15 protein-coding genes and 3 tRNA genes are annotated in these 19,942 nt (G+C 60.8%); 11 read left to right on the top strand and 7 right to left on the bottom strand.

The annotated features are described in order from the left end of the window. Window positions 1-120: 120 nt before the first annotated feature. The 3 genes from BN1079_RS08470 to BN1079_RS08460 all read right to left on the bottom strand — a co-directional run bounded on the left by BN1079_RS08470 (window position 121) and on the right by BN1079_RS08460 (window position 3,017). On the bottom strand, window positions 121-1,713 hold the full coding sequence (locus BN1079_RS08470) for a sensor histidine kinase (RefSeq protein ID WP_052114456.1): 1,593 nt from the start codon (window positions 1,711-1,713) through the stop codon (window positions 121-123). Then, window positions 1,703-1,939, bottom strand: coding sequence for a PP0621 family protein (locus BN1079_RS08465; protein ID WP_037023664.1), 237 nt, complete (start codon window positions 1,937-1,939; stop codon window positions 1,703-1,705). The genes BN1079_RS08470 and BN1079_RS08465 overlap by 11 nt, the downstream gene beginning before the upstream one ends. 79 nt (window positions 1,940-2,018) lie before the next feature. Then, window positions 2,019-3,017 (bottom strand): outer membrane protein assembly factor BamD, encoded by a 999-nt coding sequence (locus tag BN1079_RS08460; protein WP_037023661.1) that lies wholly within the window; start codon window positions 3,015-3,017, stop codon window positions 2,019-2,021. A gap of 285 nt (window positions 3,018-3,302) precedes the next feature. Between BN1079_RS08460 and rluD the strand changes: the two genes are divergently transcribed. From rluD to BN1079_RS08425, 7 genes are all read left to right on the top strand, one after another. Next, entirely contained in the window at window positions 3,303-4,277 is a 975-nt protein-coding gene (rluD, locus tag BN1079_RS08455; protein ID WP_037023659.1) for a 23S rRNA pseudouridine(1911/1915/1917) synthase RluD, read from the top strand. Further along, entirely contained in the window at window positions 4,274-5,011 is a 738-nt protein-coding gene (pgeF, locus tag BN1079_RS08450) for a peptidoglycan editing factor PgeF (RefSeq protein WP_037023657.1), read from the top strand. The genes rluD and pgeF overlap by 4 nt, the downstream gene beginning before the upstream one ends. 83 nt (window positions 5,012-5,094) lie before the next feature. Further along, entirely contained in the window at window positions 5,095-7,137 is a 2,043-nt protein-coding gene (locus tag BN1079_RS08445; RefSeq protein WP_052114455.1) for a BCCT family transporter, read from the top strand. Between the two features lie 193 nt (window positions 7,138-7,330). Then, on the top strand, window positions 7,331-9,895 hold the full coding sequence (clpB, locus tag BN1079_RS08440) for an ATP-dependent chaperone ClpB (protein WP_037023655.1): 2,565 nt from the start codon (window positions 7,331-7,333) through the stop codon (window positions 9,893-9,895). Between the two features lie 211 nt (window positions 9,896-10,106). Further along, window positions 10,107-10,182: transfer RNA gene (locus tag BN1079_RS08435), tRNA-Asn, on the top strand. A 9-nt stretch (window positions 10,183-10,191) separates the two neighbouring features. After that, window positions 10,192-10,268, top strand: a tRNA-Pro gene (locus BN1079_RS08430). Between the two features lie 5 nt (window positions 10,269-10,273). Continuing rightward, a tRNA-Lys gene (locus BN1079_RS08425) sits at window positions 10,274-10,349 on the top strand. Between the two features lie 156 nt (window positions 10,350-10,505). Here BN1079_RS08425 and BN1079_RS08420 read toward each other — a convergent pair. From BN1079_RS08420 to BN1079_RS08410, 3 genes are all read right to left on the bottom strand, one after another. Beyond that, the gene (locus BN1079_RS08420) at window positions 10,506-11,798 is read right to left on the bottom strand and encodes an NAD(P)/FAD-dependent oxidoreductase (protein WP_037023654.1); all 1,293 of its coding nucleotides are present in this window, start codon (window positions 11,796-11,798) and stop codon (window positions 10,506-10,508) included. A 60-nt stretch (window positions 11,799-11,858) separates the two neighbouring features. Next, entirely contained in the window at window positions 11,859-12,032 is a 174-nt protein-coding gene (locus tag BN1079_RS08415; protein WP_037023652.1) for a DUF3094 family protein, read from the bottom strand. Between the two features lie 108 nt (window positions 12,033-12,140). Then, complete coding sequence (locus BN1079_RS08410) at window positions 12,141-14,432, bottom strand: DUF1631 domain-containing protein (RefSeq protein WP_037023650.1); 2,292 nt, start codon at window positions 14,430-14,432, stop codon at window positions 12,141-12,143. A 329-nt stretch (window positions 14,433-14,761) separates the two neighbouring features. On the opposite strand from BN1079_RS08410, the gene nadC reads away from it, so the two are divergent. Beyond that, on the top strand, window positions 14,762-15,610 hold the full coding sequence (gene nadC / locus BN1079_RS08405) for a carboxylating nicotinate-nucleotide diphosphorylase (RefSeq protein ID WP_037023647.1): 849 nt from the start codon (window positions 14,762-14,764) through the stop codon (window positions 15,608-15,610). Window positions 15,611-15,798: 188 nt separating this feature from the next. On the opposite strand, the gene BN1079_RS08400 is transcribed toward nadC, so the two are convergent. Next, entirely contained in the window at window positions 15,799-16,227 is a 429-nt protein-coding gene (locus tag BN1079_RS08400; protein ID WP_037023645.1) for a Z-ring associated ZapG family protein, read from the bottom strand. Between the two features lie 242 nt (window positions 16,228-16,469). On the opposite strand from BN1079_RS08400, the gene BN1079_RS08395 reads away from it, so the two are divergent. From BN1079_RS08395 to zapE, 3 genes are all read left to right on the top strand, one after another. After that, entirely contained in the window at window positions 16,470-17,099 is a 630-nt protein-coding gene (locus tag BN1079_RS08395) for an alpha/beta hydrolase (protein WP_037023643.1), read from the top strand. Between the two features lie 71 nt (window positions 17,100-17,170). Next, complete coding sequence (locus tag BN1079_RS08390) at window positions 17,171-18,529, top strand: tryptophan--tRNA ligase (RefSeq protein ID WP_037023641.1); 1,359 nt, start codon at window positions 17,171-17,173, stop codon at window positions 18,527-18,529. A gap of 147 nt (window positions 18,530-18,676) precedes the next feature. Further along, window positions 18,677-19,771, top strand: a complete 1,095-nt coding sequence (gene zapE / locus BN1079_RS08385) for a cell division protein ZapE (protein ID WP_037023639.1) — start codon at window positions 18,677-18,679, stop codon at window positions 19,769-19,771. Window positions 19,772-19,942: the final 171 nt, after the last annotated feature.

Genomic DNA, 19,942 nt, shown 5'->3' with positions numbered 1-19,942 from the left:
CGATCTCTATTAGGACTGTGACCTGAAGCAGTCAGATGATGCCCATCCTGCGAGGGCAGGTGGTTGCAGCAGCCCGCTCGTGGCTGTCTCGTCGCATCGGCCTTCCTGGCTGGCCAGGCCTCAGGCCAGCTTGCCCGGATGGGCGAAGACGATACGAAAACAGCTGCCGCCCTCGTCCCTGGTGCGATAGTCCAAACGCGCCTGGTTGCTTTCACAGAGTTCTCGGCAGATGTACAGGCCTAGCCCTGTGCCCTTGTTCTCGGTGGTGAAGAAGGGCTCAAAAATGTTCTGCACTTGTTCGGCAGGAACGCCGGGACCGTCATCGAGCACTTCGAGCACTGGCAGGTCGCTGGCTTCGTCGCGAAAAAGGTGCAACCAGACCTGGGCCTCGGGGTGTTCCTGGCCGCTGTAGCGCAGACCGTTCTGCACCAGGTTGGTCAGGACCTGGATCAGCTGGTTCGGGTCCATGCGCGTCTGCAGCGAGCTGCCCAGGGTTTTTACATGAACGCTCTGGTGAGCGGGCAGGCTGGAGCGAAACTCGCTGGCGAAACGATGTACCCAATATTTGAGGTCCAACAGCTGCGGCTCGGCCTGTCGCCGGCGCGACAACTGCAGGACGTTCTCGATCACCAGATTCATCCGCCGGGAATGGTCCTGGATGATCTGCGTCAGGCGCAGGTCGGCAGCATCCAGCTCTTCGGACTCTTGCAGCAGTTGCGCGGCGTGGCTGATGGCGCCGAGCGGGTTACGAATTTCATGGGCGATGCTGGCCGTCAATCGACCGAGGGAGGCCAGCTTGAGCTGCTGAGCCTGTTGCGCGATTTGCGAAATATCTTCGAGAAAAACCAGGGTGTCCTGGCGTACCCCATGCTGCAGGGCGGCGAAACTGGGTTGCAGCATGGCGCCATTTGGCGTGGCCTTGAATTGCTGTGGGCGCAGTGTCGGGTTCTCGCGCCATTGACGTAGAGCGTCGATCAGCGCCGGGCAGCGCGGCGCCAGTCGCTCGCCGACCAGAGAGTGCTGATCGAGCATGTCCAGAGCTCCCTGATTGGCGAGCAGGATGCGCTGCTGCGGATCGAGCACCAGGATGCCGGTGCGCATGCGCTGCAGGATCTGGGCGTTCAAGGCTTCGAGGTTGGCGACTTCCTCGGCGCGCTGCCGAGCCAGGGTCTCACTGACCTGCAGGCGGCGCGTGAGGCCCTGCACCAGCAGCGCGGCGGCGAAACACAGGGTGCCGAGTGCCGCCGCTTGCACGTACTGGGTGCCGGCTTCGCTGTTGTTCAGGCTGAGGTAGAAGGTCAGGTAGATGAGGCCGGTGGCGGCAACTGCGGCGATGAGGAAGCCGATGCGTCCGCGCAGCAGGATATTGGCGATGGCGACGGCAATGATCAGCAGGTTGCCGATGCCGCTGGGGGTACCTCCAGCGAAGTAGAACAGCGCAGAGAGCAGTGACACATCCGTCAGTGCGAGGATCATGACGGACAACTCGCGCCTGGGGTTCTGCAGCAGAACGGCAATGAGCGTGTTGAGAATCAGGTAGCCCCAGGCGCCATAGTGGAACGCCGTGGGGTTGACCATGCGCATCAGGTCGCTGTGCAGGCCGCTGCTGATCAGCAGTACCAGAACCAGACCGATGGCGACGCGATACAGGTGATAGAGGCGAAGAATCCGCCGTCCCTGCTGGCCTAGAAACACTGGGCTTTTAGCGTTCACCGGGCTTGCTGCCCTGCTCCAGATGAGCTTGGCTGCAGTACCAGTGGTCGCGTTCCTGCAGCGCCTGGTCGCGGGGCAGATGGACGCCGCATTGGGCGCAGCGAACCATAGGTAGGGTGGGCTGTTCCGGTTTGCGAGTGCTAGTGCGCTTGCTGGTCAGGCGACGCCAGAGCCAGAACGCCGCCGCGATAAGAATGATCCAGAACAGCAGTCGAAACAGTCCCATTTTCACTTCCCGGCGCTGTGGCCGTTACAGGTGCTGGCTCGCCGCCGGCACTTTGCCGGCGGCTGTGGTGGTGGCTAGGTCAGTCGAACAGGCCGAAGGTCAGGTAGCTCCACCAGGAGCGCCCGCTGGCCTGATCTTCCTCGGCTTCAGCCTCCCGCAGAACCGGGCGCAGCTCGTCAGGCAGGTCGCGCGCGGCGTTCTCGTACTGGCGGAGCACGTCACGGTTGGACTGCGAGTTGTCGAGAGGGGCGTCTTTCGATTCGATCAGGCCCAGGGTGGCGCGCGACAGCCAGCCACGATTATCGGCTTCCGCCTGGCGCGGTACGAACTGGCCATTGTCCAGGCTGGGATGTTCGGGGTAGTTGAGCTTCAGGGTTTCCAGGCTGGTATTGGCGAGGTCGTCGAGACTCAGACGCTGGTAGGCTTCGGTCATGACCGCCAGGCCGTCGCCGACCGCTGGTGTGCCCTGGAAGTTTTCCACCACGTAGCGGCCGCGGTTGGCGGCTGCAACGTAGGCCTGGCGGCGCAGATAATAGTCGGCTACGTGGATTTCGTTGGCTGCCAGCAGGTTGCGCAGGTAAACCATGCGGGCCTTGGCATCCGGTGCGTAGCGGCTGTTGGGGAAGCGGGTGGTCAGTTGCGCGAACTCATTGAAAGAATCACGCGCAGCACCCGGGTCACGCTTGGTCATGTCCAGCGGCAGGAAGCGGGCGAGGATGCCGCGGTCCTGATCGAAGGAAGCCAGTCCCTTTAGGTAGTAGGCATAGTCGACGCTTGGATGCTGGGGATGCAGGCGAATGAAGCGCTCGGCCGATGAGCGTGCGGCTTCAGGCTCCATGTTGCGGTAGTAGGCGTAGATCAGCTCCAGTTGTGCCTGCTCGGCGTAGCGGCCGAACGGATAGCGCGACTCCAGAGCCTTGAGCTTGCTGATGGCGCTGTTATAGCTCTTGTTGTCCAGGTCGGCTTGCGCCTGCCGATAGAGCTCGGTTTCGCCGAGGTTCTCGCTAATGGTTTCGTTGGACGAGCAGGCGGCGGTAAGAGCAAAAATGGCGATCAGCAGCAGGTGTTTCACTTGCATGGCGGCTTGCGTCCTGTCACGGCTGGCTGTCTCGCGCTTAGCCGTCCTGTTATGATGAGCGCCCCGGCTGCCCGGGACAAAGACGCCGTATTTAAACACAAGCCTGTTGCCGAAACCAAAGGCTCCCAGGGCAATAGAATCAGTCGGCTGTGCGATCGATATTCGCTGACGTCTGTCTGCGGCGAAATCTGCAACCGTTCCGGTCCGGGAGCAGGCCACGTCGGTTCCCGTTGATCCTGCCAAGCCGTGTGCGGCTCTTCCTTATTTCATAAAGCGTCCTCAATTATGTCCAGCATTCCCACGCAAGCCATCCAACTTCGCGCCGAAGTGTCGCTCGACCTGGGCGGGCAGCGTCTCGATCAGGTCGCGGCTCAGCTGTTTCCAGAGCATTCACGCTCGCGCCTCGCCGCCTGGATCAAGGATGGTTCCCTGACCGTGGACGGCGCAACGCTGCGCCCGCGGGATATCGTGCATGCCGGCGCCGTTCTGGTGCTCAGTGCCGAGCAGGAGGCCCAAGGCGAGTGGGTGGCGGAAGATATTCCGCTGGATATCGTCTTCGAGGATGAACACATCCTGGTCCTGAACAAACCGGCGGGCCTGGTGGTGCACCCGGCTGCCGGGCACGCCAGCGGCACGCTGCTCAACGCCCTATTGCACCATGTGCCGGAGCTGATCAACGTGCCCCGTGCCGGAATCGTGCACCGGCTGGACAAGGACACCACGGGCCTTATGGTCGTCGCCAAGACGCTGCAGGCCCAGACTCGTCTGGTCGAGCAGCTGCAAGCGCGTACGGTCAGCCGTATCTACGAAGCCATCGTGATTGGCATGATCATCACCGGCGGCACCATCGATGCGCCGATCGGCCGTCACGGTCAGCACCGCCAGCGCATGGCGGTGGTCGACGGCGGCAAGGCGGCCGTCAGCCATTATCGGGTGCTGGAACGCTTCCGCTCGCACACCCACGTGCGGGTCAAACTCGAAACCGGGCGCACTCACCAGATTCGTGTGCATATGACCCATCTTGGCTATCCGCTGGTGGGTGATCCGCTGTATAGCGGCCGTTTCCGAATTCCGCCGGCGGCCAGCCCGACGCTGGTGCAGTCGCTGAAGGAGTTTCCGCGACAGGCGCTACACGCCCGTTTTCTTGAGCTGGACCATCCGCTCAGCGGCGAGCGGATGAAATGGGAATCGCCTCTGCCGGACGATTTCGTCTGGCTGCTGACGCTGTTGCAGCAGGACCGCGAGGCCTTCGTCGGGTGAGGAACTGGCCTGGTGACTGGATCATTCCCGACTGGCCCGCGCCGGAACATGTGCGTGCCTGCGTGACCACGCGCGCTGGCGGTGAAAGCCCAGCGCCGTTCGATGCCTTCAATCTGGGCGATCATGTCGGTGACGATGCGGCTGCCGTCATGGCCAACCGCAGCCGTCTGCAGGCAGCTCTCGGCTGTCAGCCGGCCTGGCTGAGCCAGGTGCATTCGACCGTCACGGTCAAGGCCGCCCCGGACCAGTGCCCCAGCGCGGACGCCAGCTGGACGGATGCTCCCGGTATCGCCTGCACGGTGCTCACCGCCGACTGCCTGCCGGTACTGTTCTGCAATCTGGATGGCAGTCGTGTGGCCGCAGCCCATGCCGGCTGGCGCGGGCTGGCCAATGGCATGCTGGAGTCGACCGTGGTCGCGCTGCAGACGCCGGGCGAGCATTTGCTGGCCTGGCTGGGGCCGGCAATCGGCCCGCATGCGTTCGAGGTCGGTCCCGAAGTGCGTGAGGCCTTCGTCGCACAGCATCCTCAGGCGGTCGGGGCTTTCCAGCCTAGTCGCAATTCCGGTCGGCATCTGGCCGATCTCTATCAGCTGGCCCGCATCCGTCTTGCCGCCTGCGGCGTTACCGCCGTGTATGGCGGCGGCTTCTGCGCTTTTACCGATCCGCGTTTTTACTCCTACCGTCGTGCGGCCCGCACCGGACGCTTCGCCAGTCTGATCTGGATCGAAGGCTAACGACCGCTAAAAGGCATTGTGTGCTGCACCAAACGGCGCGGCTATACTCAAAGGCATGAAAAGGCCTATGGAGTACATTTCGCATGCAGGAGTCGACCCGGCCCCGCCTCTGGAACACCACCATACTGCTGCCGGTGTTCATCCCGTCGTTTTTCTTCATTCTGCTGCTGGTCATCGGCACCGCCAGCAAGCCCGAGCTGGCGGGCGAACTGTTCTCCTCGGTCTTGGGCTACATCACCAATACCTTCGGCTGGTTCTACATGCTGGCGGTGGCGATTTTCCTGATCTTCATCGTCATTGTCGCGCTCAGCCCTTGGGGGCATATCAAACTTGGTCCTGACCATGCCGAGCCGCAGTACAGTTTCCCGTCCTGGTTTGCCATGTTGTTTTCCGCGGGCTACGGCATCGCCCTGTTGTTCTTCGGGGTTGCCGAGCCTGTGCTGCACTACGCCGACCCGCCTGAGGGCGCCGAAGGGCTGACCCTGGGCGCGGCCAAGCAGGCCATGCAGATCGCCTTCTTCCACTGGGGTTTCCATATCTGGGCCATTTATGGTCTTACCGGACTGGTGCTGGCGTACTTTTCCTTCCGTCACGGGTTGCCGCTGTCCATCCGTTCGGCGTTGTATCCGCTGATTGGCGAGCGTATCTACGGGCCGATCGGGCACGCCGTGGATACCTTCGCCATTCTCGGCACCATGTTCGGTATCGCCACTACGCTCGGCCTGTCGGTGGCGCAGATGAACGCCGGATTCAACTATCTATGGCCATCAATTCCGGTCAATACCTGGGTACAGGTTGCCAGCATTGCCGGCATCACGGTCCTTACCATGGGATCGGTTGTTGCCGGGATGGACAAGGGGATCAAGCGCCTGGCGATGCTCAATATGATCATCGCGACCTCCCTGATGCTGTTCGTTTTTCTGCTGGGCCCAACGATCTTCATCCTCGAGACCTTTCTGCAGAACACTGGTAGCTACCTGAACAACATTATCGAGCGCACGTTCAATCTGCAGGCCTATTCACGCAGCGACTGGATCGGCAACTGGACGCTGTTCATATTCGGCTGGACCATCGCCTGGGCGCCCTTCGTCGGCTTGTTCATCGCCAAGATCAGCCGCGGGCGGACCATCCGCCAATTCGTTTTCGGCGTAATGCTGGTGCCCACCCTGTTCACCTTTTTCTGGTTTTCCGTATTCGGTGACACGGCGCTGCACCTGATCATCAACCAGGGCTATACCGAGCTGATCGAGCAGGTGAAGTCGGATAACGCCATCGCGTTGTTCAAGCTGCTGGAGCAATTCCCAATGACCTCGGTTCTGTCCTTGCTCACTGTGCTGCTGATCTCGCTGTTCTTCGTTACTTCGGCAGACTCTGGTGCGCTGGTGGTGGACTCGCTGGCCTCCGGCGGTGCACTGGTGACGCCGGCCTGGCAGAGGGGCGGGTGGGCCATTCTCAGTGGGGTGCTGGCCTCGGTGCTGTTGCTGGCCGGCGGTCTCAAGGCGCTGCAGAGCATGGCGGTCGCCAGTGCTCTACCGTTTGCAATCATCATGTTGCTGTCGGCGCTGGGCATGTGGCGGGCGCTGGTGATCGAAAGCCACCACCAGAAGGTCAGTGTGCAATCCAATCGTGCCGGCAACGGGCCTAATCTCTGGCGTAAGCGACTGGCCGGCATCGTCAACTATCCCGAAAAGGATGAAGTCGAACAGTTCATCAAGGGCACGGCCATGACTGCCATGATCCGAGTGGCCAAAGGGTTGCAGGCGCAGTCGTGGCCCGCCGAGGTCCACTACGACCAGGACCATAGCCGCGCCTACCTGGAAGTCGTGGTGCCGGAACAGCTGGACTTCCTCTACGAAATTCGCCTGCGTGATTACCTCCGTCCGGCCTTCGCCCATCCCGAAGCCGAGGAAACGCCGGACGAAGAGAGCCTGTATTACCGGGCAGAAGTATTCCTGCGCCGAGGTGGATTGGCCTACGACGTGTATGGCTACAGCGATGAGGAACTGATCAGCGATATTCTTGACCACTTCGAGAAGTATCTGGCCTTCCTGCATCTGTCACCGGGCGTGCTGCCTTGGAACATGGCCGAGCATGACGAGATGCTGCATCCGCCAAAAACCGAGTGAGGCAAGTGCAGGCCGCCGGACTGGTGGCCTGCGACAGCCCGTCGCCCCTGACCTGCGTCAATGTCATCGGCCTTGAATCGACAACAATCAACCTTATCTATGTTTCATCTCGCAGGCTCCGGCGGACCCTTTCTTAGCGGCCCGCCAAAGGCGAATTCGGGTGCCGGCCTGCCTCTTTAGAAAAGGTGATTACATGCGTATCGATCGTCTGACCAGCAAGCTGCAGCTTGCGCTTTCCGATGCTCAGTCCATCGCAGTCGGGCTGGATCATCCCTCCATTGAGCCACTGCACCTGCTGCAGGCGTTGCTGGAGCAGCAGGGCGGCTCGATCAAACCCCTGCTGATGCAGGTGGGCTTTGACATCAACAACCTGCGGCAGGGGCTGATCAAGGAGCTGGACCAGCTGCCCAAACTGCAGAATCCCACCGGCGACATGAACATGTCCCAGGACTTGGCGCGCCTGCTCAACCAGGCCGATCGGCTGGCACAGCAGAAAGGGGATCAGTACATCTCCAGCGAGCTGGTACTGCTTGCTGCGCTCGACGGCAACACCCGCCTGGGCAAGCTGCTGCTGGCGCAAGGCGTGAGCAAGCAGGCGCTGGAGAATGCCATCAGCAACCTGCGTGGCGGCGAAGCGGTAAACGACCCCAATGCTGAAGAGTCCCGTCAGGCGCTGGACAAGTACACCGTCGACATGACCAAGCGCGCCGAGGACGGCAAGCTCGATCCGGTGATCGGGCGCGACGACGAAATCCGTCGGACCATCCAGGTGCTGCAGCGGCGTACCAAGAACAACCCGGTACTGATAGGCGAGCCCGGCGTGGGCAAGACCGCCATCGTCGAGGGGCTGGCCCAGCGTATCGTCAACGGCGAGGTCCCTGACGGCCTCAAGGACAAGCGCCTGCTGGCGCTGGACATGGGCGCGCTGATCGCTGGCGCCAAGTTCCGCGGTGAGTTCGAGGAGCGTCTGAAAGCCGTGCTCAACGAGTTGAGCAAGCAGGAGGGGCGCATCATCCTCTTTATCGATGAGCTGCACACCATGGTTGGCGCCGGCAAGGCCGAGGGTGCCATGGACGCCGGCAATATGCTCAAACCGGCACTGGCGCGGGGCGAGCTGCATTGTGTAGGTGCGACCACGCTGGACGAATACCGTCAGTATATTGAGCAGGATGCAGCGCTGGAACGGCGTTTCCAGCGTGTTCAGGTCGATGAGCCGAGCGAGGAGGACACCATCGCCATACTGCGCGGCCTGAAAGAACGCTACGAGGTTCACCACGGCGTTTCCATCACCGATGGCGCGATCATCGCCGCGGCGAAACTCTCCCATCGCTACATCACCGACCGCCAGTTGCCGGATAAGGCCATCGACCTGATCGACGAGGCTGCCAGCCGCATTCGCATGGAGATCGACTCCAAGCCCGAAGAGCTGGACCGTCTGGATCGGCGCCTGATTCAGCTGAAGATTGAGCGCGAAGCGCTGAAGAGCGAGGACGACGAGGCCACCAAGAAGCGCCTGGCCAAACTTGACGAGGAAATCGTCAAGCTGGAGCGCGAGTACGCCGATCTGGAGGAGATCTGGAAATCGGAGAAAGCCGAGGTCCAGGGCTCTGCGCAGATGCACCAGAAGATCGAGCAGGCCAAGGCCGATCTCGAAGCCGCGCGGCGCAAGGGTGATCTGTCGCGCATGGCCGAGCTGCAGTACGGCATCATTCCGGATCTGGAGCGCAGCCTGCAGATGGTCGATCAGCACGGCAAGACGGAAAACCAGTTGCTGCGCAACAAGGTGACCGACGAGGAGATTGCCGAGGTCGTCTCCAAGTGGACCGGCATCCCGGTGGCGAAGATGCTCGAAGGTGAGCGCGAAAAGCTGTTGAAGATGGAAGACCTGCTGCACCAGCGCGTAATCGGTCAGCACGAAGCGGTGGTCTCGGTGGCCAACGCCGTACGTCGTTCCCGTGCCGGGCTGGCGGATCCCAATCGCCCCAGCGGCTCCTTCCTCTTCCTCGGCCCGACCGGTGTCGGCAAGACCGAGCTGTGCAAGGCGCTGGCCGAATTCCTCTTCGATACCGAGGAGGCGATGGTCCGCATCGACATGTCGGAGTTCATGGAGAAACACTCGGTGGCACGCCTGATCGGTGCGCCGCCCGGCTATGTGGGCTATGAAGAGGGCGGTTATCTAACCGAGGCGGTACGCCGCAAGCCCTATTCGGTGGTGCTGCTGGATGAGGTGGAGAAGGCCCACCCGGATGTCTTCAACATTCTTCTGCAGGTGTTGGAAGATGGTCGCCTGACCGACAGTCATGGCCGGACGGTGGACTTCCGCAATACGGTGATCGTGATGACCTCGAACCTGGGGTCGGCGCAAATTCAGGAGCTGGTCGGTGACCCGGATGCCCAGCGTGCAGCGGTGATGGATGCGGTGGGTCAGCACTTCCGTCCTGAGTTCATCAACCGTATCGATGAGGTGGTGGTGTTCGATCCGCTGGCGCGTGAGCAGATCGCGGGTATCGCCAGCATCCAGTTGGAACGTCTGCGTCAGCGCTTGGCCGAGCGTGACCTGAGTCTGGAGCTTAGCGAGGAGGCCTTGGACAGGCTGGTTGCCGTCGGCTACGACCCGGTGTACGGCGCACGGCCACTGAAGCGTGCGATTCAGCGCTGGATCGAGAACCCGTTGGCGCAGCAGATTCTCTCCGGTGCGTTTGAGCCGGGCGCCAGCATCAAAGGCAAGGTGGAGGGCGACGAGATCGTATTTGCCTGACGTGAAACGGGCCGCCCCGCTGGGGTGGCCCGGCCTGTAAAAAGGGGCGTCGCCCTGGCTGATTCCCGTCAGCCTGAAGTTTCTCGCAAGGTATTGTAGTAAATCGTGTTTTTTCTGTTGACAGGCGCGTCGAGAACCGTAAAATGGCGCGCCTCAACGGGGGGTTTGCAAGGCAACTCAGCAAGCCAGCCGAAGAGATGGAAATTGAAGTTCCGCGATAGCTCAGTCGGTAGAGCAAATGACTGTTAATCATTGGGTCCCTGGTTCGAGTCCAGGTCGCGGAGCCAAATTCCAATCGGGGTATAGCGCAGTCCGGTAGCGCGCCTGCTTTGGGAGCAGGATGTCGGGAGTTCGAATCCCCCTACCCCGACCATTTTTGGGTCGTTAGCTCAGTTGGTAGAGCAGTTGGCTTTTAACCAATTGGTCGTAGGTTCGAGTCCCACACGACCCACCAAAACCGCTTCGCAAGAAGCGTAAGAGAACCGGAAGGTCCGAGAGGATCTTCCGGTTTTTTTATGCCTGCGTTTTTATTGGCTCTGTAGCCCCTATCTGTTGCAACCCTGTGGGAGCGAATTCATTCGCGAATGAATTCGCCCCCACACAAGGCCGATCAGTGCAGCTTGAGGCGAGGCGTGGTGGTGCTGAGCTTGTCGCCAATCATCATCATGACGGTGCGTGCGATGCCGTACAGCGTCATTTGGTGCATGCGGTAAAGCGAGATGTAGAACATGCGCGCCAGCCATCCTTCCAGCATGATGCTACCGGTAAGGTTGCCCATCAGGTTGCCGACGGCAGAAAACCGCGAGAGTGAAATGAGCGAGCCGTAATCGCGATACCGGTAGCTGGGTAGATCTTTGCCTTCGAGTCGTAAAGCAAGCGATTTGGCCAGTAGCGACGCTTGCTGGTGCGCGGCCTGTGCGCGTGGCGGCACGTTGCGGTCGCTGCCCGGCTGCGGGCAGGCGGCGCAGTCGCCGAAGGCGAAGATATTGTCATCGCGTGTCGTCTGCAGGCTGGAACGCACGACCAGTTGGTTGATGCGGTTGGTTTCCAGGCCATCGATCTCGTGTAGAAACTTCGGAGCCTGGATTCCGGCGGCCCAGACCTTCAGGCTTGCAGGCACGAAACTGCCGTCTTGTGTGTGTAGTCCGTCGGCAGTCACTTCGCTGACAGCGGAGCCGGTGAGCACCTGAACTCCGAGATCTGTAAGCGTCTTGTGTACCGGCTGGCTGATGCGCTCAGGCAATGCCGGCAAGACGCGCGAGCCTGCTTCGATCAGGGTGATGCGCATGTTTTCCGGCTTGATGCTGTCCAGGCCGTAGGCGGCCAGCTCGTGGGCGGCATGGTGGAGCTCGGCCGCCAGTTCGACCCCGGTTGCGCCAGCGCCGACGATGGCCAGGTTGAGCGTCTCGTGCTGGTCCTCGCGGGCATGAGCGCGCATGTAATGACTGAGCAGCCGGCGCCGAAAGCGCTCCGCCTGTTCGCGGGTGTCGAGGAAGATGCAGTGTTCGGCTGCGCCCCGAGTACCAAAATCATTGGTGGTGCTGCCGACAGCGATAACCAGGGTGTCGTAGGCGAGGGTGCGCGCGGGCACGAGCTCCTGGCCCTGCTCGTCCAGGGTAGCGGCAAGGTGGATGCATTTGCGTTCCCGCTCCAGGCCGCACATGCGGCCCAATTGGAACTCGAAGCGGTTCCACTTGGCTTGCGCGACATAGTTGAGCTCATCGGCCGAAGAGTTCAGCGAGCCGGCGGCGACTTCATGCAGCAGCGGTTTCCAGATATGCGTCAGATTGGCGTCGATCAAAGTGATACGGGCCTTGCCGCGCTTGCCAAGGGTCTTACCCAGGCGGGTAGCAAGCTCCAGGCCGCCGGCGCCGCCGCCGACGATTACGATGCGATGGGTCATTAGAAGAACTCATAAAGGTTTTGCGGGATTCGGTGGGGCGCCTGGGGAGCGCAGAATTGCTCATAACACCAGGCGGGCGAGGAGGCGGCTGAGAAGGCCCAGGCCAATCACGACGACCACAGCCAGAAGGAGCAGAAGCCAGGGCCGAAAGGGCTGGCGCTCGACTTGATGCTGAGGGGCGCTGAGGTACTGATCAACGCGCTTTTGGTCTTCGGGATTAAGGCGGCTAGGCATGTGCACCTCGTATGGATGCAGTCATTCTAGCCGCGATGCAGGAAAAGCCAATCGTGCTTGCGCATGAGGGGCGGAGGCGCCGTTTCATGCGAAAGTCTTGTCGGGCTGTCAGTTGTTGCCCTTGAGCTGGCGCAGGTTGCCGATAACCGACTCCAGTGCGCGGTCGAACAGCAGTGTGTCGTTGAGCAGCCGAATGGCGCCGCGACGGAACTCGATGGCAAGCCCCATGCGGGTCTTTTCCAGGACCTTCATACCCGTGCGGTTGACGAAGATGTACTTGCCGGTGGGCTTGATGACCGCAGCCAGTTTGCAGCGCAGCTTGTGCTCTTCATCCTCCTGGAACTCGACCCAGCTGCCGACCCGCAGGTTGTCGACCTGGGCCAGTGCTTCGTCGCTGTCTGCCAGCTCTGGTTCTGGCTCCAGCTCGCGACTTTCGCCAGGCGCGAGCAGCACAATTTCCTCGACCACTTCGACCATCGCGGGCGCTGCAGGTGGAGCATCGGGCTGTACTTGCGAAGGTTCGCGCCGTTGTTCGCTGACTCCCGGTTCGCTGGTCCGTCCCGCATCCGTAAGCGCACTGGCTGACGCCGGTTGGCTGGGTTGATCGATCGGATGCAGCGTCTGCACATGCAGGGCTTCGAGCTGGGTGAAGAATTCGCTGGTCGAGAACGGATCGAATGCGGCGCTGGACAGGCCTTCCCGAAGGCTTTTCAGCAAGCTTGGAACCAGTTCTAGCAGCCGCTCGCGCGACTTCGCGTCGTCGTGTGGTTCGACGCTCCAAATCAGATCATCCATGGTTGCCAGCGCGGCCTGCCATTGTTCGGAATGGGTGCCGTGCTTCAGGCAGGTGAGCAGCAGGACCTTGCTCCAGGCTTCCTGCAGCAGGCGTACCACCACCTCCGGCAGCGTTTTGCCAAGCAGACGCTGGTTGAGTGCGCACTCGACTTCCTGGCGTGCGACCTCCGCCTTTGCGCGTCCCTCTTCGGCATCGCGGGTGCGTTGTTCGAGCAGTTCGCTGCGGCGTCGTTCGTCCCCTGTGAAGGCAAGGAAGTCGGCCAGCAGCTCGGAGAAGATCGTCGGATCATCAACGAAATCGTTCAGCAGGCGCGCCACGATCTGTTCGATCTTCTGATACAGGCTGTCGCGCTGTGTTTCGTCCTGATCGACCCAGCCCATGGCGGCGGAGGCAATTTCGTTGAGCAGGCGGCGGGCGGGGTGGCTGCCGCGGCTGAAAAAGGTCTTGTCCAGAACGGCAACTTTGAGCAGCGGAATCTGCAAGCGACCAATCAGCGCCTTGAGCGAGTCGGGCAGGGTGCGATCGTCGAGAATGAACTCAAACAGCATCGATACCAGGTTGATGACATCCTCATCCACCTCGCCAACGATGCGCGACTTGCCACTCTTGCTATTGATGCGTTGCAGCAGCTGCTCAAGCTGCTCCTGCAGGCTGTACTCATCAGTGATCTGCTGAGGTGCACGAGCCTGCAGATGCGAGAGCAGACGCATCAGGTCGGCGCTGGAGATCGGTACGGCGTCGCTGGGAATGTTGCGTGCAGGGAGGGCGTTACCACGCAGGCCGGAAAGCAGGGCCTGCAGTGCCCCAAACGCCTCGTGAAAGTCCTCCTCAGGATATTCCGGGGCGTGGCTGCCGGCCTGTGCCGGAGAACTGCTTGCTGATGTGGTGGAGCGATTAAGAGGCTTGCGAGGTGGAGCTGAATGCAGCTCCGGGAGTACCCCGGCAGCCACCAGGACCTGATTGCATTCGGCGTAGAGCTGGCCAAGGTCAGCCAGGACGTAGCGTTCGAAGAGCTTGAGAATGATCAGCTTGACCTTGATATCAACACCAAGGCCGCTGCAAGCCTCTACAAAGTTCTCGCATAGCTGCTGGGGTCCGAGCGGGTTGCTCTTGTCGTCAATTTTTTTGCTCACCAGCACGTTCAAGCGGGTGGTCAGGTGGCTGAGCGGCTGGCCGGACCGATTGATGACCTTGGTGACCATGGTGTCGATGGCGACTGTCTCTTCCAGCTCGTCGTTCTGTACCAGTTCAAGGCTGTCGAAAGAGACTTCCGGCTGTGCAGGCTTGCCGATTTCGTACTGATTGAGGCGGGTGAAGGATTCGAACAGAAGCTGTAGAAAGCTTCGCTCGATGCTGCGGCGCTTCATGCGCAGATCGCGCATGGCTTCGAAGAAGGCGTTCTGTTCTGCGTTGCTGGTAGCCCGGTCGGCTATTTCGAACAGCGAATCGTCGGCATTGTCGAGCAGGGTCTGTAGTGCCAGGCGCAGCTGCTGGGCCGCTTGGTCACGAACACTGATGAGTGCGACAGGGAGCCGGCCGGCCGGAGATGATGGCTGGGGGTCTTGAGTCGTCTTCAGGTGCACTACTTTCGCATCTGTTCGCATCGAGGTTCTCCCGAACGCCCCGTAAGGCGGTCACAATGCCTGGCACGCCGTTATAGATTAAAAAATAGTCGGCTGCTAAAAGTTGCCCGCCAATTTTATGGCGTCAATTAATGCGTGCATTATATGTCGACAAGTGCTGCTTTTGGTCAGTGCATCACTTGGACATGATGTAGCTCACAGATACTCCTGCAAATTCCGGCGGACGGTCAGGAAATAGTACCGACGGCGTCTGTTCCGGGATACCTGTGGCTTTTTGCCATTTATTCCCGGTCGCTGCGCGGTCTATGAAGGAGGCTTTATACTGGTGACGAATTTTATGGGAGTTTGTTGTGACCAATCTCACTCTTGCCGACTTGGGCGCTGAAATTGAAACCAATGTGCGCAAGGCCCTGGCCGAAGACGTCGGTGCCGGAGATATCACTGCCCAGTTGATTCCGGCCGAGCGTCTTGCCCATGCGAAGGTAATTACCAGGGAAGCCGCAGTGATTTGCGGGACGGCCTGGGTAGATGCTGTGTTTCGCCAGTTGGACCCTAGAGTGGCGGTACATTGGCAGGTGGCTGATGGCGAACGAGTAGCGGCAGATCGCGTGCTGTTTCAGCTGGAGGGGCCGTCGCGTGCCCTGCTCAGCGGTGAGCGGGCCGCGCTTAATTTTCTGCAGACGCTATCGGGAGTGGCAACCCGGAGTCGGCACTATGCCGATCTTGTCGAGGGCACGGGAGTGCGGCTGCTCGACACTCGAAAAACCATTCCCGGCCTGCGTCTGGCACAAAAATATGCCGTGACCTGCGGGGGCTGCCACAACCATCGGATCGGGCTTTACGATGCCTTCCTGATCAAGGAAAACCACATTGCGGCCTGTGGTGGAATTGCCGAGGCCGTGACAGCGGCGCGGCGCATTGCGCCTGGCAAGCCAGTGGAGGTCGAGGTTGAGAGCCTGGACGAGCTGGAGCAAGCGCTGGCGGCTGGCGTCGATATCGTCATGCTCGACGAGCTGAGTCTGGAGGATATGCGTACCGCTGTGGGGATTGCAGCGGGGCGGGCAAAGCTGGAAGCCTCAGGCGGGATCGATGACGAAAGTCTGCGCAGGGTGGCGGAAACCGGTGTGGACTACATTTCGATCGGCGCCCTGACCAAGCATGTCAGGGCGATTGATCTGTCGATGCGCTTGCAGCAGTGAAAAACTACCTGCGTTGGCAATACTGCGTTCACAACAGGCTCGGACTGCTCATTTAGACCGCTAAACTCCGCGTCCTCGCCTGTTTTCGCCTTGTCTTGCCTGCCTCGGTTACGTTTTTCGATGGGCCTGATGATGTGCTTAAAAGCCGGCGGCGTACCTGGGGTATGCCGCCGCCGGCTCCGTTGCGATCAGTGTTTCTTCAGGCCGAAGTTCTCGTGCAGCGTGCCCGGAGTGTCGTCGCTCTTCGGTGCGTAATCTTTCGGCGGCTCGGTGAATGCCGGTGAATCCAGGCGCTCACGCGTGGTGTGGCTTTCCTGGCTGTGCAGCGCAGTCAACAGGCGCTGGCGGGTCTGCTCGTCGAGTGCGAGCTTGTCGGCGCCCTCGGACAGGTGGTTCTGAATGTCCTGATGGCTGGCCGTAAGCTTGCGCAGCAGATTGGCGGTGGTGTTGAAGTGAGTTACCACTTCGCTCTGATAGGTATCCAGCCGCTCCTGCAGCTCATCCACCTGGTGCTGTGTGCTGTTAGGCGCGCTATTGCGCGAGAGCAGGTAACCAATAGCGATACCGACGATCAGGCCGGCAATCGGAAGCAACCAGGTCGCGAGGTTCTGTTCCACGAGTTTTCCTCTATATAAACGGCAGTGCTGTTCAGGCCGGGTAAAACACCGTAAGGCGTCGGTAGGGCAATCGGGTGCTGCTGCGCCCGGTGCCGCCGGCCGGATTGCCTGGGCGGGTGGTTTTTCCACGGCCTGATACGTTAACGTCTCGTACCTGCCCTGTATACCGCGATGCAGCGCGGCGGTCATCAGGCAGCTCGTAAGCAAGACGAGTCGACTTGCCTCAAGGTCACGGAGCCATTTTGTTGAAACGCGAAATCCCCATCTCCATCGAAGGGCCGGCCGGCGTGCTGGAAGGCCTGCACTACGACCAGCCCGATGCCCGCGGAGTGGCGCTGATCTGCCATCCCAACCCGGTCAAGGGCGGCACCATGTTGAACAAGGTGGTCTCCACCCTGCAGCGCACCGCGCGCGATGCCGGCTACATTACCTTGCGCTTCAACTATCGCGGAGTGGGTGGCAGCGGCGGCAGCCACGATATGAACACCGGCGAGGTCGATGACGCCGAAGCGGCCCTGCGCTGGCTACAGGAGCAGCATCCGGGGCTACCGCTGACGCTGCTGGGTTTTTCCTTTGGCGGCTTTGTGGCTGCGGCGCTGGCGAGCCGGCTGGAGCAGCGCAACGAAAGCCTGCAGCGGCTGTTCATGGTGGCGCCGGCGGTTTCTCGGCTCGATGGTATGCCAATGGCTGAGCGTTGCAGCCTGAGCATTATTCAGCCCGACGCTGACGAAGTGATTGATCCTGCTTCGGTATACGCCTTCTCCGACGCGCTCGAGCGTCCCCACGAGTTGTTGAAAGTGGCAGAATGCGGCCACTTTTTCCACGGCAGGCTGGTGGAGCTGAAAGAGCTGGTTGCACCCCGCTTGAGCTAATGGTGGTCGGAGCGCCTGCGTTTAGGCCTGCGACTTCCCGAGCCGCTTGCAGACTGAATTGAGATAACTCTATGAAAACCCGCATTCTTACCGGTATCACTACCACCGGCACGCCGCATCTGGGCAACTACGCTGGCGCCATCCGCCCGGCGATTGCCGCCAGCCGTGCTGCCGATGCCGACTCCTACTATTTCCTCGCCGACTACCATGCGCTGATCAAGTGCGACGAGCCATTGCGCATTCAGCAGTCGCGCCTGGAAATCGCTGCCACCTGGCTGGCTTGTGGCCTGGATGCCGAACGGGTGACTTTCTATCGTCAGTCCGACATTCCGGAGATCCCGGAACTGACCTGGCTGCTGACCTGCGTTGCCGGCAAGGGTTTGCTCAACCGCGCGCATGCCTACAAGGCTTCGGTGGACAAGAACCTGGAAAATGGCGAAGACCCGGATGCGGGCGTCACCATGGGGCTTTTCAGTTACCCGGTACTGATGGCCGCCGACATCCTCATGTTCAACGCGCACAAGGTGCCGGTAGGGCGCGACCAGATCCAGCATGTGGAGATGGCGCGTGATATCGGCCAGCGGTTCAACCATCTGTTCGGCCAGGGACGTGAGCTGTTCACGCTGCCGGAGGCGGTAATCGAAGAAAGCGTGGCGACCCTGCCAGGGCTCGATGGGCGCAAGATGTCCAAGAGCTACGACAATACCATTCCGCTGTTCTCCAGCGCCAAGGAGTTGAAAAGCACCATCGCCCGCATCGTTACCGACTCGAAGTTGCCCGGCGAGCCGAAGGATCCCGACGACTCCCACCTGTTCACGATCTATCAGGCTTTCGCCAATCCGGCGCAGCTGGCCGAGTTCCGGGCTGAGCTGGTGGACGGGCTGGCGTGGGGCGAGGCCAAGCAGCGGCTGTTCCAGCTGCTTGATGGCGAGTTGAGCGAAGCCCGCGAGCGCTATCACGCATTGATGGCGCGCCCAGGTGATCTGGAAGATATCCTCCAGGCTGGCGCGCTCAAGGCGCGCAAGGTGGCAACGCCCTTCCTGGGTGAGCTGCGCGAAGCGGTAGGGCTGCGCAACTTCCGCAGTGAAGTGAAAACTGCCGGCCCGGCCAAGAAGAAAGGCGGAAAGGTTGCCCGTTTCGCCAGTTTCAGGGAAGCCGATGGTAGTTTCCGTTTCCGCTTCTTCGCCGCCGATGGTGAGGAGCTGTTGCTGTCGCGTCCTTTCAGCGATCCCAAGGCCATTGGCATGCTTAGCCAGCGCCTGATTGCCCAGGGGATCGATGCTCTGGAACTGCGAGCCGATGTGAACGATCAATTCACGTTGTGGCTCGATGGTGAGTGTGTTGCCGATAGTCCGCGCTATGCCGGCGAGGCAGAGCTGGAGGCCGCCATGCTGCGTTTGCGCCAGGCCATGGCGACGCTTGTCGGATAGTTTCGGAGAATTGGGGCGCCGGGCAGAGGTTGTCCGGCTATGTTCCGTAAACACTTGAGGTCAGCTGTTTTGAACGATTTGAGCAAATTGCCATCCGCCGAGGCCGCGGCTAAAGTAACGCCCCCGTTTCACTACCCAGACCCGGCCATGACACCTCTCGAGCGCTATCAGGCAGACCTGCAACGTCCAGATTTCTTTCACGATGCAGCCCAGGAGACAGCCGTTCGTCACCTGCAGCGTTTGTACGATGACCTGGTTGCGGCTGAGCGTTCTTCCTCCGGCCTGCTGGGCAAGCTCTTCGGCAAAAAGCAGCAGGGGCCGATCAAGGGGTTGTACTTCTGGGGCGGGGTTGGCCGTGGCAAGACCTATCTGGTAGACACGTTCTTCGACGCTTTGCCGTTTGAGCAGAAGACCCGTACCCACTTCCACCGCTTCATGAAGCGTGTGCACGAAGAAATGCGCACCCTCAAGGGCGAGAAAAACCCTTTGACCATCATCGGCAAGCGCTTTGCCGCTGAGTCCAGGGTGATCTGCTTCGACGAATTCTTCGTTTCCGACATCACCGACGCGATGATTCTGGCGACTCTGCTCGAAGAGCTGTTCAAGAATGGCGTGAGCCTGGTGGCGACCTCCAATATCGTTCCCGATGGCCTCTACAAGGACGGCCTGCAGCGAGCCCGCTTCCTGCCGGCCATTGAACTGCTGAAGAAGCATACCGAGATCATCAACGTCGACAGCGGTATCGACTATCGCCTGCGCGCCCTGGAGCAGGCTGAGCTTTATCACTTTCCACTGGGCGCCGAAGCGGAGCAGAGCCTGGAGAAGAGTTTCCGCAGCCTGCTGCCAGAGCAGTGCCGGATCACCGAAAATGATGTGCTGATGATCGAGAACCGCGAGATCGTTGCACGCAAGACCGCCAGTGGCGTTGCCTGGTTCGACTTCCGCGAGCTCTGCGACGGCCCGCGCAGCCAGAACGACTACATCGAGCTGGGCAAGATCTTCGATACGGTACTGGTCTCGAACATCGAAAGGATGGATGTCTATAAGGACGATATGGCGCGGCGTTTCATCAACATGGTGGATGAGTTTTACGACCGCAACGTCAAGCTGATCCTCTCGGCTGAGGTCGAACTCAAGGATCTCTATGCCGGCGGCCGCCTGGAGTTCGAATTCCAGCGGACCCTCAGTCGCCTGCTGGAAATGCAGTCCCACGAGTTTCTGGCGCGTCCGCACAAGCCTTAAGTCGATAAAGGAAATTGCCGCAGGTGGATCGCGTTGCATCGATCCACCGGGTGGCGTCCCACCGGGTGGCGCTCCACCGAGCAGAGCTAAGGTGGATGTTAAAGCGCGTCCGCCCCACGCTTTTTCCAGCTTCCAGCTTCCAGCTTCCAGCTTCCAGCTTCCAGCTTCCAG

The sequence above is a fragment of the Pseudomonas saudiphocaensis genome (assembly GCF_000756775.1).
Lineage (GTDB): Bacteria > Pseudomonadota > Gammaproteobacteria > Pseudomonadales > Pseudomonadaceae > Stutzerimonas > Stutzerimonas saudiphocaensis.
Note: the sequence above shows the minus strand (reverse complement) of the source record. Positions and strands in the feature narration are given on the sequence as shown.